This window comes from Clostridium cuniculi (assembly GCF_004353185.1).
Classification (GTDB): domain Bacteria; phylum Bacillota; class Clostridia; order Clostridiales; family Clostridiaceae; genus Clostridium; species Clostridium cuniculi.
Genome location: NZ_SMUS01000013.1, coordinates 12,392 through 26,808 on the forward strand (window position 1 = coordinate 12,392; position 14,417 = coordinate 26,808).

Here is a 14,417-nt window from a genome sequence, read left to right on the forward strand (position 1 = left end):
TAATAGCGAAAATAGGGCATAATAATTAAAAAAAGAAAATAAGGATAGAATTCAAATATACTTATTAGTAAAAGGATTAATAATAGTGACAACTTTTAATGTAGAAATTTATCCACTTGTCACTAAAACTGGAGGATAAAATGAAAGAATTTGATACAATATGTGCGATAGCTACAGCTTTAGGCGAAGGCGGTATCGCAATTATAAGAATATCTGGAGATAAAGCGTTAGATATAGCATCAAAAATATTTAGACCTAAGAGTAACGATGATATAAAAAATATGAAACCTTATACAATGAAATATGGTCATATATATGATATAGAAACTGATGAATTAATTGATGAAGTAATAATTAGTTTTATGAAAGGACCAAGAAGTTTCACAGCAGAAGATACTATAGAAATAAACTGTCATGGTGGTGTAGTATCTACGAATAAGGTGTTAGAAGCAGCAATTAAAGCTGGTGCTAGACTTGCAGAACCAGGAGAATTTACTAAAAGAGCATTTTTAAATGGTAGAATAGATTTATCACAAGCTGAAGCCGTTATGGATATAATAACAGCTAAAACAGATTTAGCAATGAAATCTGCCTTAATGCAAAGTACAGGATATTTATCTAGAGAAATTAATAGATTAAGAGAATATATGTTAAATGTATTAGCACTAGTAGAATTTGCTGTAGATTTTACAGAAGATGATGAAGAAGTAGACCCAAGTATTCCTTTAAAAGTTGGAGAAAGTTTAGAAAAGGCTATAAGTGAAATGAAAGTTCTCTTAAAAAATGCTGATGAAGGAAAACTTATTAGGGAAGGTTTAAGTCTTGCTATAGTTGGAAAACCAAATGTAGGAAAATCATCTTTATTAAATGCTTTGTTAAGAGAAAAGAGAGCAATAGTAACTGATATTGCAGGAACTACAAGAGATATAATTGAAGAGTACATAAACTTAGATGGTATTCCAGTTAAAATAATTGATACAGCAGGTATTAGAGAAACTGAGGATGTTGTTGAAAGAATTGGAGTAGAAAGATCTAGAGAAAAAATTCAAGAAGCTGATTTAGTTTTATTAGTTCTTGACTCATCAAGAGAGTTAGATGATGAAGATAGAGAGATTATAGAGTCAGTTGGTGATAAAAAATGTATTGTTATATTAAACAAAATAGATTTAGAGTCTAAAATTGATGAAAATATGATAAATAGTTTTGAAAATATAATTAAAGTGTCAGCTAAAGAAGAACTTGGATTAGGTGATTTAAAAGAAACAATAAAAGAGTTATTCTTTAGTGGAAAAATTGATACAGAAAGTCTAATAATATCTAATTCAAGACATAAGCAAGCATTGTTTAGAGCATTAGAGAATGCAGAAAATGCATTAAATAGAGTAAGAATGAATGAATACTTAGATTTAATATCTATTTTTGTAACCTCATCTTTAAGAGCCTTAAATGAAATTACAGGAGATGAATTAGAAGAGGATTTAGTAAATAAAATATTTGGAGATTTCTGTGTAGGAAAGTAGGAGTAGAAAATGAGATATAATGCAGGAGAATATGACGTAATTGTAGTTGGTGCAGGTCATGCTGGATGTGAAGCAGGGCTTGCTTCAGCTAGAATGGGATTAAAGACATTAGTATGTACATTAAATCTTGATGCAATTGGTTTAATGCCTTGTAATCCTAATATAGGAGGTACAGCAAAAGGTCACTTAGTAAGAGAAGTTGATGCATTAGGTGGAGAAATGGGGATAAATATTGACCATACATTTATTCAATCAAGAATGTTAAATACATCTAAAGGGCCAGCAGTACATTCTTTAAGAGCACAAGCTGATAGAAAAAAATATCAAAATAGAATGAAAAGTGTTCTAGAAAATCAAGAAAATTTAGAAGTTAGACAATTAGAAGTTGTTGATGTTGAAGTTGAAGATGGAAAAGTTGTTGGAGTATTAACTAAGAATGGAGCTTTCTTTAAATGTAAAGCTATAGTTTTGACAACAGGTACATATTTAAGAGCAAGAATAATAATTGGAGATGTAACTTATAATAGTGGTCCAAATGGATTAGCAGCAGCTAATGAGCTAACACAACACTTAATGAATCTTGGAATAGAAATGAGAAGATTTAAGACTGGAACTCCGGCAAGAATTAACAGAAGGTCTGTAGATTTTTCAAAGATGATTGAACAACCTGGAGATAAAAAGATAGTTCCATTTTCATTTATGCATGACAATATAGATAGAGAACAAGTTTCTTGTTGGTTAACTTATACTAATGAAGAAACACACAATATTATAAAGGAAAATATAGATAGATCTCCTATGTATAATGGGAGTATTGAAGGGATTGGACCAAGATACTGTCCATCTATAGAAGATAAAGTAATGAAATTCCCAGATAAAAATAGACATCAAATATTTATAGAACCAGAAGGTGAAGATACATTAGAAATGTATGTTGGAGGAATGTCATCATCATTACCAGAAGATGTTCAAGTAAAGATGTATAGAACATTAGAGGGATTAGAAAATGTAGAATTATTAAGAACTGCCTATGCTATAGAATATGATTCAATAGATCCAACTCAATTGAAACCAACTTTAGAATTTAAGACAATAGAAGGTTTATATGGAGCAGGTCAGCTAAATGGTAGTTCAGGATATGAAGAAGCTGCTGCACAGGGTATTGTTGCAGGTATAAATGCCGCATTAAAAATTAAAGGTGAAGAACCAATGATATTAACACGTTCTGATGGATATGCTGGTGTTTTAATTGATGATTTAGTAACTAAGGGTACTAATGAGCCTTATAGAATGATGACATCTAGAGCGGAATATAGATTATTATTAAGACAAGATAATGCTGACTTTAGGTTAACTGAAATAGGAAGAAAAGTTGGTCTAGTAAGCGATGAAAGATATAATAGATTCTTAAATAGAAAATCTAATATAGAAAATGAAGTTGAAAGACTAAAGAATTTACAAATAACTAATAAGAGAGAAAATAATGAATTCTTAGTATCACTTAATTCTACAGAACTAAAGAAACCAATAAGTATGTATGAATTAATTAAACGACCAGAATTAGATTATTTTATGTTAGCACCATTAGATCCAGAAAGACCAGAGTATACAGATGATATTGGTGAACAAGTTAATATTATAGCTAAATATGAAGGATATATAGCTAGTCAGCTAGATCAAGTTAATCAGTTTAAAAAGTTTGAGAAAAAATTATTGCCTGAAAATATAGATTATAATGATGTAAAAGGCTTAAGAGTAGAAGCAATTCAAAAATTAAGTGCAATAAGACCAGTAAGTATAGGTCAGGCATCAAGAATATCTGGAGTATCTCCAGCTGATATATCAGTTTTATTAATATATTTAGAACATCAATATAAGAAAAATAAGCAGGAGGACTAAAGATGAAGTTTTTTGAATTAATGAAAACAGCCTCAAATGATGCTGGACTAGAATTTACAGAAGTTCAATATGAGCAATTTATTAAATATATGAGGCTTCTTCAAGAATGGAATGAAAAAATAAATTTAACAGCCATAACAGAAGATGAGGATGTTATCAAAAAGCATTTTATAGATTGTATTAAAGCTTTTAAGTCAGAGCCAATAAAGAATGCTAAAACTATAATAGATGTTGGAACTGGTGCTGGTTTTCCAGGACTTCCAATTGCAATTATGAATCCAAATGTAGAAGTAACTCTTTTAGATTCTTTAAATAAAAGAATTAATTTTTTAAATCTTGTAGTTAGGGAACTAGGATTAAAAAATGTAAAAACAATTCACTCTAGAGCAGAAGATGGAGCTAGAAAGCCAGAGTTAAGAGAAAAATTTGATGTTGCAACATCAAGAGCTGTAGCTAATATGGCAGTTCTATCTGAATTTTGTATGCCATATGTAAAAAAAGATGGTTATTTTGTAGCATTAAAAGGACCTGCTATTGATGAAGAACTTGAAAATGGAAGTAATGCCATAAAAATATTGGGTGGAGAATTACAGGGAATAATAGAAATATCTATTGAAGAAACTGATTTAAAACACAATATAGTAGAGGTAAAGAAAGTAAAAAATTGTCCAAAAACTTATCCAAGAAAAGCAGGAACAGTTAATAAAAAGCCTTTACAATAGTAGTAGATAAAGGATAAAATTATTTTAATGGAAATAATATGAATTTACAATAAATAGATTAATAATATAGCATTAAATATAAATTACTTTTAAATAATATATATATATAAATAAATGTAGAAATATTGTTGTTAAAATGTGGAATTACTTGTTGATTAACAAATTATGAGGGATGGTCGTACAGTATGAATAAAGAAATAATGAACGTAAGGGTTGATAGTATTTTTCCTAATGCATATCAGCCAAGAAAGTTTTTTAATGAAGAAGCATTAGAGGAATTAAGCCAATCAATAAAAGAACATGGTATAATTCAACCTATTACTGTAAGAAAAATGGGAGATAAATTTGAATTAGTTGCTGGAGAAAGAAGATGGAGAGCAGCTAGAATGGCAGAGCTTGAAGTTGTTCCGTGCAATATAATTGAAATTACGGACACTCAATCAGCAGAAATTGCATTATTAGAAAATTTACAACGAGAAGATTTAAACTTTATGGAGGAAGCTGAGGCATATTACAACTTAATTAATGATCATAATTTTACTCAAGAAGAATTAGCTAAAAGAATGGGTAAAAAACAATCGACCATAGCTAATAAATTGAGACTACTTAAATTAAGTGAAAAGGTAAGAAGACTATGTCTTGAAAATAATCTGACAGAAAGACATGCAAGGGCATTATTAAGTTTACCAAATGAGCAGCTACAATTAAAGGTTGTAAAAAAAGTAATAGCTAACTCTTTAAATGTTAAAAAGACAGAAGAGTTAATTAATACTGAACTATTAAAGCTGGCTGGGGAACAAATGAAGAAAAGAAAAGGAAAAGGTGTTTTACCTGGAAAGTTATATGTTAATACTATAAAGCAAGTATTAAGTAAATTTAATATTCCGGCAGAATACAAACTTCAAGATAAAGAAGAATGTATTGAAATAACAGTTTCTATCCCTAAAAATAAATAAAAAAAGCACTCTTTTGAGTGTTTTTTTTATGTTTCACGTGAAACATTTATACAAAATTTACTTTAAATTTAGTATGGCTACCTTTAATTATTATAGAAAAATATATATAATATAAATATGGGAAGGGGGTGAAGTCCTAAAATAGGGCTTTATATGAAAAAGATATGTATTTTTAATCAAAAAGGTGGAGTAGGAAAAACTACTACTAATATTAACTTATGTGCTTATTTGGCAATGGAAGGTTATAAAGTATTGACAATCGACATTGATCCACAGGGAAATACAACAAGTGGATTTGGAATAGATAAAAGAAATTTAGAGTATTCTATGTATGATGTACTTACAGCAAATGTACCATTAAAGGATGTTATTATAAAAAGTGAATTAATTACTAATTTATACATAGCACCATCAACTATGGAATTAGCAGGTGCAGAAGTTGAAATAATTGGTGTAAAAGATAGAGAAACTATACTTTTAAGAGAAATTACATCTATACAAGATCAATATGATTTTATATTTATAGATTGTCCACCTTCATTAGGGGTTTTAACAATTAATGCTTTAACAGCAGTTGATTCTGTGTTAATACCTATACAATGTGAATTTTATGCATTAGAAGGTGTAGGCCAATTAATTAATACAGTACAATTAGTAAAAAAATCTTTAAATAAGTCATTAGATATAGAAGGTGTACTTATGACCATGTATGACTATAGAACTAATTTAAGTAATGAAGTATATGAAGAAGCAAAAAAATTCTTTAATGATAAAGTATATAAAACAACTATTGCTAGAAATATAAGATTAGCAGAAGCACCAAGCTTTGGATTGCCAATTATGCTTTATGATGAAAAGTGTAAGGGTGCAGATGCTTATAAGCGTTTTGCAAAAGAATTTTTAAGTAAGCAGTAGGAGAGGTAAAGATATGAGTAAAAAATTTGGCTTAGGTAAAGGTCTAAATGCTCTTATACCAGAAGATACTATTTTAAGTACATTAGATACTAAGGTAGAAAAAACTAGTGATATTAAAGAAAATGTTTCTATATTAATAGATATTAATTTAATTAAGAGTAATGAGGATCAACCAAGAAAATCTTTTGATGATGAAAAAATATTAGAGTTAGCAGAATCAATTAAAAGTAATGGAATAATACAGCCATTAGTATTAAAAAAAGTTGATGATGAGTATATTATTGTAGCAGGAGAAAGAAGATGGAGAGCAGCTAAATCTATCGGCCTTAAAGAGGTACCTGCCATAGTAATGAATTTAACTGAAAAACAAATTTTAGAAATATCATTAATTGAAAATATTCAAAGAGAAGATTTAAATTCTATTGAAGAAGCATTAGCATATAAAAGATTAATAAACGATTTTAATTTAACACAAGAAGAACTAAGTAAAAGAATAGGAAAATCACGTGTTACAATAACTAATACTTTAAGATTATTAAATCTTAGTGAAGATGTTCAACAGTACATTATTGAAGGTGTAATTTCAGAAGGGCATGGTAGAGCTTTATTAGGAATAACTGATAGTAAGGTTCAGTGTGAATTAGCACAGAATGTTATTGATGATAAATTATCAGTAAGAGAACTAGAACTTTTAATAAGAAAGTTAAAGACTAGTCCTACAAGAGCTAAATCAAAGCCGGCAAATGAAAATCCATATTATAAGGATGTAACTTATAAGTTAGAAAATTATTTTGGAACTAAGGTAAACATAACAAATAAAAATAATAAGGGTAAAATAGAGATTGAATACTACTCTGAAGAGGATTTACAAAGAATATTAGAAATAATTAATTTATAAAGTGTTTCACGTGAAACATTTGAAGGGAAGTAACAGAAATGGACAGCATAATAAATATAATTAATGAATATTCAATCTTCATAATAATAGGATTAGCAATAATAACAATATTACTATTTATAATTACAATGGTATTATTAGCATCTGTAAAAAAATTAGAGAAAAAATATAGAAAGATGATGCGAGGTGTTAATAATAAGAATTTAGAGCAAATGCTTAATGATAATTTAGATAATATTGAGAAAGCATTAAATAAATCTCAAGAAGCAATTGATGAATGTAAAAATATTTCACAGGAATTAAAAGGTTGTGTTAATAAAGTTGCTATAATGAGATATAAGGCTTTTGAAGATGTGGGTAGTGATCTAAGTTTTTCAATTGCAATATTAGATTCATATAACGATGGTGTTATTATAACTGGAATATATTCTAGACATGATAGCACTACATATGCTAAACCAATAGATAAAGGAATATCAAGATATGACTTATCTGAGGAAGAGTTACATGTTTTAAATGAAGCTATTAATAGTAAAAATTAAATAATAAAAAATGCGGTTATTTAAATAACCGCATTTTTTATTGTAGATTATGATTAACAAAAATTAAATAGAAACAACCTTTAATCAGAAGATATTAAGGTATTGTTTGATAAAGTTTTACTTATAAAATAAGAGATAGCATTTGAAATACAGTCAGCTAGAGACATGACAACAAATAATCTAGTATTTTGCAACATCATGAAGTCTAAGTTACCAGATATATTAACTACACCTTTTATATTCATTTCACCTACTTCTGGCAAATCTTTATCTAGGGCTAAACCAGGATGAAGAGGAGAATCTTCAACAAATACTTTCCCTATATTTTGGACATTACCAAGGGATGCATCCACTCCAATAATAAAAGGATGTGTAAAATTAGATTTAATTTTATTTAAAACCTCAGATAAATTAATAGAATGAACAGGATATTCTAAAGAGCCATATATATAAATATTCTTTCTTTCGATATTTTTAAGTTTATATCCAATTAAAGGGCCTAATGAATCACCAGTGGCTCTATCAGTTCCAATACATAAAAATATTATTGGTCTATTTTCCATAAAAATATCTTTAAGCTTTATATATAAATATTCCCCTAATTCATGAGAAGAATTAGGGGATAATGAATCTACACAAAAACAATTATCCATGTCATAACCTCCTTATTGAAAGTATCGACAAGAATAATATAAGTTATTCACCAGTAAAAAATTTACTTATAAATTGAATTTATTTTATTTAAAGAATCTATAGTGTATTTAATTTCTTCTAATGTATTAAAATAACCTAAACTAAGTCTAACAGTTCCATTAGGATAAGTGCCTATAGTTTTATGAGCTAATGGAGCACAATGCAATCCACTTCTATTGCTAATATTGAAATCAGATTCTAAAATATAAGATAGCTCGCTAATATCTAATTTAGAATGAGTTATTGATACGCAAGATGTTGCAGCTTTTCTATCTAAAGCACCACTTATTGTATAGTTAGGCATATTAAGAATTCCAGCTATTAAATAAGATCTTAAATAGCTATTATGTTCATAAATTGTATTTAAACCCTCAGATTTAATAAACTTTATTGCTTCATACAGGCCTACTATTCCAGGAATGTTTAATGTTCCAGATTCAAATTTATCAGGTAAGAAATCAGGTTGAGTTAATGAATGTGATAAGCTACCAGTACCTCCTGATATTAATGGGTTACAAATTTCATTTAATTTATCATCAATAATAAATCCTCCTATTCCTTGAGGGCCTAATAGACTTTTATGTCCAGTAAAGGCTAAGGCATTTAATGATAAATCTTTAAAGTTAATATCTAGTACACCTGCACTTTGTGCGCTATCTAATATAAAAAATATACCAAGTTTTTTGCATAAATCTCCTATTTGTTTTATTGGCTGAATAGAGCCTACGACATTAGAAGCATGAGTAATAACTATTAACTTTGTATTAGGTTTAACTAGTTTCTCTATATCTTTTATATCTACAATTCCAAGAACATTTGCATTAACTATGTCTAGATCTATATTTAAAGTATTTTTTAAATTATATAGCGGTCTAATAACTGAATTATGCTCCATAGAAGATGTAATTACATGATCGCCTGGCTTTATTATTCCATTTAATAAAATATTTAACGAAGATGTAATATTATTTGTGAATATTACATTTTCAGGTTTATCATAATTAAAGAAATTACAAATTTCTTCTCTTGCCATATATACTGATCTATTAGCTTCTAATGCATTAGAGTGATTTGATCTTCCAGGATTTCCGCCAATGTTAGTTAAATAGTTATATATCGAATCGGCTACAACCTTTGGCTTTGGAAATGATGTGCTTCCGTTATCTAAATATACCTTCATTCTTTTCTCCTTTTATATACACGTAAAATATTCCTTCTTATATTATAATAAAATAAATAAATAAAATTGCAATAAACTATTAGAAAAATATGTAATTTTAAAACAGCAATATTTTAATATATTTATTAAAAAATAAAAATAGATATAATATAATTAATATATATATAATTTAAGGAGGAAATAAGAAAATGAATTATTATATTATAGTATTTAAAAATACTCATGATGCAATGTCTGCAGAACAAAAGTTAAATGAATTAAACCACAAATTTAGAATAATGCCTACACCAACTTTAATTACTCAAAGTTGTGGTATTTGCATTAGGGTAGAAGAAGAAGAAGAGTTAAATAAAATAATTAGTAGTAATATAATTGAGTTTAAGAATATATATAAGAAAGAAGAATCTAAGTATATAGCAATTAAGTAAATAGCGAGGTGAATCATTATTATGAATGGATTTACGGATTTAGCTAGCATAAGTAAGAAAATATTTGATTTTTTTAGTAAGAGAATAGATCTAGATGCTATAGTTGAGAAAATTATATCAATTATATTCATATCAATTATAATGTATTTTTCAATAAGAATAGGAAATAAACTTATAAAGAAGTTTGTTGATAGACAGGTTGCTAGCAAGGCTAGCTTTTCCTTAGAACCACAGAAGGCATTGACTATAGGAGAAGTATTAAAAAGCGTCTTGAAGTATACAGTATATATAATAGGTATAGGATCTATGTTATATGATATTTTAGCTAAAATACCTGTAGCATTAGCCAGTGCGGGAGGATTTGCTATAGGTCTTGGAGCACAAAGCTTGGTGAAGGATCTTATTAATGGATTTTTTGTATTATTTGAAGATCAATATGGAGTTGGGGATCATGTAACTATTGGACAGTTTTCAGGAATAGTAGAGAGTATTGGGATAAGAACAACTGTTCTAAGAGATTTTACAGGAGACTTGCATTTAATACCAAACGGTTCTGTGTTAGAAGTAACAAATCATTCAAGAGGAGATATAAGATTTATAGTTGATGTTGAAATAGCTTATGAAGAGAATGTAGATGCTGCTATAGAAGTGATTAAGAGAACTAGTGATTTATTTGAGGAAAAACATAAAGATAAATTAAGAAGTGCAATTGAAGTATTAGGAGTACTTTCTTTAAATGCTTCAGGAGTAACAATTAGAGTTGTTGGTAGAGCAGAGCCATTAAGTCAATGGGAAATGGAAAGAGAATTAAGAAAAGATATAAAAATAGCTTTAGATGAAGCAGGAATAGAAATTCCATATCCAAAAACAACTATTATAAATAAAAAATAATATTTAGGGGGTATAAATATGATTGAAACATTTGATTTAGGTGATATTGTTGAAATGAAAAAACAACATCCTTGTGGAAGCAAAGAGTTTGAAGTAATAAGACTAGGTGCTGATATTAAAATAAAATGTGTTGGATGTGGTAGAATTGTTATGATACCACGCCTGAAATTCCAAAAAGATGCAAAAAAGGTTGTTAAATCTAATAATTGAAATAAAAATACTTGAAAATAGTAGAATAAAGTGATAAAATCTTAAATTGTAATCCCTGCTACAGTAAAATGTAGCCGTTAGTCCAAAGGAGGTGAAAATGATGAGAAAGTACGAAACTATATTTATATTACACCCATCATTAGATGAAGAGGCTGTTAAGGCTGGAATCGAAAAATTCCAAGGTGTTATAGAAAACGGTGGAGGAAAAGTTGAAAATGTTGATTTCTGGGGTAAGAGAAAGCTTGCTTACGAAATAAACAAAGTTAACGAAGGTTACTACACTTTAATTAACTTCGAAGCTAATCCTGAATTACCAAAAGAGTTAGACAGAGTTTTCAGAATTACTGATGGTGTTATAAGACACATAATCGTTAAAAACGAAGCGTAAGAGGTGTATTGAAATGAATAAAGTTATACTTATTGGTAGACTTACTAAAGATCCAGAATTAAGATATGCAGCAGGTAGCGGTACTGCAGTTTGTAGATTTACTGTTGCTATAAACAGACAATTTAAAAAAGATGAAACAGATTTTATAAATTGTGTAGCATTTGGAAAAACTGGAGAAACAATTACACAATATCTTACAAAGGGTAGACAAATTGCTGTTACTGGAAGCATAAGAACAGGTAGTTATGATGCTCAAGATGGAACTAAAAGATACACTACTGATGTAGCTGTAGAAAGTTTCGAGTTCATAGGTTCTGGTGCTGGTGAAGGTAATAATAATTCATACTCAAGAAATTCTGATAACGCATGGGGTGCTCCAGCAGAAAGTCCTGATATGGGATTTGGAGATATGACTCCAGTAGATGATGGTGATATGCCATTTTAAAAAAAAGTCTAATTATTTTATAAGGAGGGAACATCATGAGAGAAATGAAAAGATCTGGAAAAATGAGAAGATCTAAGAGAAAAGTATGTGCTTTCTGTGTAGATAAAGCTGAATCAATAGATTACAAAGATATCAACAAGCTAAGAAAGTTTGTTACAGAAAGAGGTAAGATTCTTCCAAGAAGAATTTCTGGTACTTGCGCTAAGCATCAAAGACAATTAACAGATGCTATCAAGAGATCAAGAAACATAGCTTTATTACCATTCACAACTGAATAGTAATAAGTTTATTAGCCCCTGATTTTCAGGGGCTTTTATTTTTATATTTTAAAATAATTACATAATTTGTAATTCAAACCCCTATTTAGTTGCATTAATAAAGAAAAATAATTAAAATATAAATACAAGGTATTGAATAGAGGTGAGAATTTAGTGAAAAAAAAGGAAGAGCTAAATATTATGGCTAATATAAAAATTATAGAAGAGCTTAAAGCAAGCTTGTTATGTATTATAGGTGAATTTTTTTCCCTTTTAACAAGAGGCACTAATGTAGCTAAAGATTCTATATTAACTTGTATATCAGGAGCGATTTTAATTTTATATGTATTAGCACAAAAGTTAGGATATAGCTGTAATGAAGTTGATGATGAAATGAGAAAAAAATTAAAATTAGGAATAGCAGAAGAACATGAATATGAAAAGGAAGGTAAGAGTTTAACTAAGCTTCAAAATCATATCAAGGGACGTTATTAATATAAAATTTAGGAGGCTTTTATGAAAAAAAAGCTCAAAAAGTATAGTAAGTTATTAATATCAGCTGCAATTACTATTTTAGTAATAATTCTTTATTATATTAAGGAGTTTTATTTAGCAAGTGCAGTTTTGATAATATATGTAGCATGGAATGTATATTTAGATATTAATAGGCAACTATACAATGAAAAGGTTGATACTTTAACTACAAAAATTAAAGCAAATATAAATGATAATATTTCTAATATGTTATATCCATTAGCTTTAATTGATAATGAAGGTAATATACTTTGGGCTAATAAGAGATTAAAAGAAGAATTAAATTTATTAGACTTAAAAGAGCAAAATATACTTAGTATAGGTAGAAATCTTGATTTGCAAAAATTATTAAAGTGTGATAAAGATTTAAGACAAAGGGTAAAGATAAAAGATACTTTTTATAGTATATATGCAACTAATATAAGTAATGAAAATAATCCATATATTAAACAAAAATATATAGTATATTTTAATGAGGTAAGTAATTTAAGAGATTTGTATTCAATTAGAGAAAGTATAATGTTAATAGAAGTAGATAATTTATCTGAGGCATTAGAAGTAACTGATGAAGCAAATAGACCTATGTTAGCTGCAGAAGTAGAAAAAAGTATAAATTCATATAGCAAAAAGTTAAAAGCTATGATTATTAAATATGACTATAATAAATATTGTTTATCAGTACAAGACAAATATATTAATGATGAAATTAATTGTAAATTTAGTATATTAGATGAAATATCTAATATTGATAGAGGTAATAAGTTAGAAGTTACTTTAAGTATAGGAATAGGTAGAGGTGGAGATAATTCACAAGAAAACTATAATAATGCAATGACCGCTAGAGAATTGGCATTAGGTAGAGGTGGAGATCAAGTAGTTATTAAAAATAATGAAAAGATAAGCTTCTTTGGTGGAAATACTCGTGAGCTTGAAAAAAGAACTAGAGTTAGAGCAAGAGTAATTTCACAAGCATTAAGAGAGTTGATTTTTGAAAGTAGTAATATACTTATTATGGGTCATAAAAATCCGGATATGGATTCATTTGGGGCGTCAGTTGGATTATGGTCAGCCATAAGACAATTGGGAAAAAGTTGTAATATAATAATTGATAATGATATTAATGCAATTGATTATTATATGAATAAACTTAAGGGAGATAGTAAATATGATAACTTATTAATTTCTAGTAGCGAGGCTGAAAAGGCAATTAATGATAAAACCTTATTAATAATAGTAGATGTGCATAATAAGGGATATGTGAATAATTTAAATATAGTTGAAAAAATTAATAGAAAGATAATAATAGATCATCATAGAAGAAGCCCAGATATAATAGAAGGGGCATTGCTAAACTATATAGAGGTTTATGCATCTTCTACATCAGAAATGGTAACTGAGCTAATACAATATATGTTACAGAAACCAAGGATTTCAAAGGTTGAAGCAGAAGGTCTTTTAGGCGGAATTTTTATGGATACTAAGGGATTCCAATTTAAGTCTGGAGTAAGAACTTTTGATGCTGCAGCATTTTTAAGATCTTTAGGTGCAGATACTATAGAAGTTAAAAAGATGTTTACTGATAGTTTAAAGGATTATTTATTAATTTCAGATACTATTAAAAGTGCTGAAGTTAATGATAATTTAGCTATAGCTATTTGTCCTAGTGAAGTAGATAATACTGTAATTGTTGCACGAGCAGCCGATGAGCTACTAGGCATATCAGGAATTGATGTATGCTTTGTTTTATGTGAAATAAATAATGCTATTACTATAAGTGGTAGATCAACAGGTGAAGTAAATGTTCAAGTTATATTAGAAGAACTTGGTGGTGGTGGTCATATGAATATGGCTGGGGCAAAAGTAAATGGAACAATGGATGAAGCCGTATATATGCTAAAAGAAGCAATAAAGAAACATTTAGAACTAAAAGAATAAAACT

The 14,417-nt window shown here is 28.3% G+C and carries 17 protein-coding genes; 15 read left to right on the forward strand and 2 right to left on the reverse strand.

Annotation, left to right across the window (positions count from 1 at the left end; genetic code table 11):
• Positions 1-140: 140 nt before the first annotated feature.
• The 7 genes from mnmE (at position 141) to EJJ37_RS08325 (ending at position 7,452) form a co-directional block, all read left to right on the forward strand.
• Positions 141-1,520 (forward strand): tRNA uridine-5-carboxymethylaminomethyl(34) synthesis GTPase MnmE, encoded by a 1,380-nt coding sequence (mnmE, locus tag EJJ37_RS08295; protein ID WP_133015134.1) that lies wholly within the window; start codon positions 141-143, stop codon positions 1,518-1,520.
• Between the two features lie 9 nt (positions 1,521-1,529).
• Entirely contained in the window at positions 1,530-3,419 is a 1,890-nt protein-coding gene (gene mnmG / locus EJJ37_RS08300; RefSeq protein ID WP_133015135.1) for a tRNA uridine-5-carboxymethylaminomethyl(34) synthesis enzyme MnmG, read from the forward strand.
• A 2-nt stretch (positions 3,420-3,421) separates the two neighbouring features.
• Positions 3,422-4,141, forward strand: a complete 720-nt coding sequence (gene rsmG / locus EJJ37_RS08305) for a 16S rRNA (guanine(527)-N(7))-methyltransferase RsmG (RefSeq protein ID WP_133015136.1) — start codon at positions 3,422-3,424, stop codon at positions 4,139-4,141.
• 185 nt (positions 4,142-4,326) lie between these two features.
• Positions 4,327-5,097 (forward strand): nucleoid occlusion protein, encoded by a 771-nt coding sequence (gene noc, locus EJJ37_RS08310; RefSeq protein ID WP_133015137.1) that lies wholly within the window; start codon positions 4,327-4,329, stop codon positions 5,095-5,097.
• 153 nt (positions 5,098-5,250) lie between these two features.
• Positions 5,251-6,012, forward strand: a complete 762-nt coding sequence (locus tag EJJ37_RS08315; protein WP_133015138.1) for a ParA family protein — start codon at positions 5,251-5,253, stop codon at positions 6,010-6,012.
• Between the two features lie 13 nt (positions 6,013-6,025).
• Positions 6,026-6,910, forward strand: coding sequence for a ParB/RepB/Spo0J family partition protein (locus EJJ37_RS08320; protein WP_133015139.1), 885 nt, complete (start codon positions 6,026-6,028; stop codon positions 6,908-6,910).
• 38 nt (positions 6,911-6,948) lie between these two features.
• Complete coding sequence (locus tag EJJ37_RS08325; protein ID WP_133015140.1) at positions 6,949-7,452, forward strand: DUF4446 family protein; 504 nt, start codon at positions 6,949-6,951, stop codon at positions 7,450-7,452.
• A gap of 80 nt (positions 7,453-7,532) precedes the next feature.
• Here EJJ37_RS08325 and yyaC read toward each other — a convergent pair whose 3' ends face one another.
• Together yyaC and EJJ37_RS08335 are read right to left on the reverse strand one after the other, a co-directional pair.
• Entirely contained in the window at positions 7,533-8,105 is a 573-nt protein-coding gene (gene yyaC, locus EJJ37_RS08330) for a spore protease YyaC (protein WP_133015141.1), read from the reverse strand.
• A gap of 62 nt (positions 8,106-8,167) precedes the next feature.
• Positions 8,168-9,325, reverse strand: coding sequence for an aminotransferase class V-fold PLP-dependent enzyme (locus EJJ37_RS08335; protein WP_133015142.1), 1,158 nt, complete (start codon positions 9,323-9,325; stop codon positions 8,168-8,170).
• Positions 9,326-9,513: 188 nt separating this feature from the next.
• Here EJJ37_RS08335 and EJJ37_RS08340 point away from each other — a divergent pair, with 188 nt between their 5' ends.
• From EJJ37_RS08340 to EJJ37_RS08375, 8 genes are all read left to right on the forward strand, one after another.
• Positions 9,514-9,753 carry a putative Se/S carrier protein gene (locus EJJ37_RS08340; RefSeq protein WP_133015143.1) on the forward strand — a complete coding sequence of 80 codons (240 nt, stop codon included), beginning with the start codon at positions 9,514-9,516 and terminating at the stop codon, positions 9,751-9,753.
• A 21-nt stretch (positions 9,754-9,774) separates the two neighbouring features.
• Entirely contained in the window at positions 9,775-10,644 is an 870-nt protein-coding gene (locus EJJ37_RS08345; protein WP_133015144.1) for a mechanosensitive ion channel family protein, read from the forward strand.
• Between the two features lie 18 nt (positions 10,645-10,662).
• Positions 10,663-10,854 (forward strand): DUF951 domain-containing protein, encoded by a 192-nt coding sequence (locus EJJ37_RS08350; RefSeq protein WP_133015145.1) that lies wholly within the window; start codon positions 10,663-10,665, stop codon positions 10,852-10,854.
• Between the two features lie 100 nt (positions 10,855-10,954).
• The gene (gene rpsF, locus EJJ37_RS08355) at positions 10,955-11,242 is read left to right on the forward strand and encodes a 30S ribosomal protein S6 (protein ID WP_133015217.1); all 288 of its coding nucleotides are present in this window, start codon (positions 10,955-10,957) and stop codon (positions 11,240-11,242) included.
• Positions 11,243-11,255: 13 nt separating this feature from the next.
• Entirely contained in the window at positions 11,256-11,687 is a 432-nt protein-coding gene (locus tag EJJ37_RS08360; RefSeq protein ID WP_133015146.1) for a single-stranded DNA-binding protein, read from the forward strand.
• Positions 11,688-11,722: 35 nt separating this feature from the next.
• Positions 11,723-11,965 carry a 30S ribosomal protein S18 gene (rpsR, locus tag EJJ37_RS08365; protein WP_005209834.1) on the forward strand — a complete coding sequence of 81 codons (243 nt, stop codon included), beginning with the start codon at positions 11,723-11,725 and terminating at the stop codon, positions 11,963-11,965.
• A 180-nt stretch (positions 11,966-12,145) separates the two neighbouring features.
• Positions 12,146-12,439, forward strand: coding sequence for a MazG-like family protein (locus tag EJJ37_RS08370; protein WP_133015218.1), 294 nt, complete (start codon positions 12,146-12,148; stop codon positions 12,437-12,439).
• A 21-nt stretch (positions 12,440-12,460) separates the two neighbouring features.
• The gene (locus EJJ37_RS08375) at positions 12,461-14,413 is read left to right on the forward strand and encodes a DHH family phosphoesterase (RefSeq protein WP_133015147.1); all 1,953 of its coding nucleotides are present in this window, start codon (positions 12,461-12,463) and stop codon (positions 14,411-14,413) included.
• The last annotated feature ends 4 nt before the right edge of the window (positions 14,414-14,417 follow it).

What these genes read in the sequence shown, in the direction of transcription:
- EJJ37_RS08335 (WP_133015142.1), bottom strand. Translation starts at nt 9,325, where the DNA reads ATGAAGGTATATTTAGATAACGGAAGCACATCATTTCCAAAGCCAAAG.
- EJJ37_RS08325 (WP_133015140.1), top strand. Translation starts at nt 6,949, where the DNA reads ATGGACAGCATAATAAATATAATTAATGAATATTCAATCTTCATAATA.
- rsmG (WP_133015136.1), top strand. Translation starts at nt 3,422, where the DNA reads ATGAAGTTTTTTGAATTAATGAAAACAGCCTCAAATGATGCTGGACTA.
- rpsR (WP_005209834.1), top strand. Translation starts at nt 11,723, where the DNA reads ATGAGAGAAATGAAAAGATCTGGAAAAATGAGAAGATCTAAGAGAAAA.
- EJJ37_RS08345 (WP_133015144.1), top strand. Translation starts at nt 9,775, where the DNA reads ATGAATGGATTTACGGATTTAGCTAGCATAAGTAAGAAAATATTTGAT.
- EJJ37_RS08315 (WP_133015138.1), top strand. Translation starts at nt 5,251, where the DNA reads ATGAAAAAGATATGTATTTTTAATCAAAAAGGTGGAGTAGGAAAAACT.
- yyaC (WP_133015141.1), bottom strand. Translation starts at nt 8,105, where the DNA reads ATGGATAATTGTTTTTGTGTAGATTCATTATCCCCTAATTCTTCTCAT.
- EJJ37_RS08360 (WP_133015146.1), top strand. Translation starts at nt 11,256, where the DNA reads ATGAATAAAGTTATACTTATTGGTAGACTTACTAAAGATCCAGAATTA.
- mnmG (WP_133015135.1), top strand. Translation starts at nt 1,530, where the DNA reads ATGAGATATAATGCAGGAGAATATGACGTAATTGTAGTTGGTGCAGGT.
- EJJ37_RS08320 (WP_133015139.1), top strand. Translation starts at nt 6,026, where the DNA reads ATGAGTAAAAAATTTGGCTTAGGTAAAGGTCTAAATGCTCTTATACCA.
- EJJ37_RS08350 (WP_133015145.1), top strand. Translation starts at nt 10,663, where the DNA reads ATGATTGAAACATTTGATTTAGGTGATATTGTTGAAATGAAAAAACAA.
- rpsF (WP_133015217.1), top strand. Translation starts at nt 10,955, where the DNA reads ATGAGAAAGTACGAAACTATATTTATATTACACCCATCATTAGATGAA.
- mnmE (WP_133015134.1), top strand. Translation starts at nt 141, where the DNA reads ATGAAAGAATTTGATACAATATGTGCGATAGCTACAGCTTTAGGCGAA.
- EJJ37_RS08370 (WP_133015218.1), top strand. Translation starts at nt 12,146, where the DNA reads ATGGCTAATATAAAAATTATAGAAGAGCTTAAAGCAAGCTTGTTATGT.
- EJJ37_RS08340 (WP_133015143.1), top strand. Translation starts at nt 9,514, where the DNA reads ATGAATTATTATATTATAGTATTTAAAAATACTCATGATGCAATGTCT.
- EJJ37_RS08375 (WP_133015147.1), top strand. Translation starts at nt 12,461, where the DNA reads ATGAAAAAAAAGCTCAAAAAGTATAGTAAGTTATTAATATCAGCTGCA.
- noc (WP_133015137.1), top strand. Translation starts at nt 4,327, where the DNA reads ATGAATAAAGAAATAATGAACGTAAGGGTTGATAGTATTTTTCCTAAT.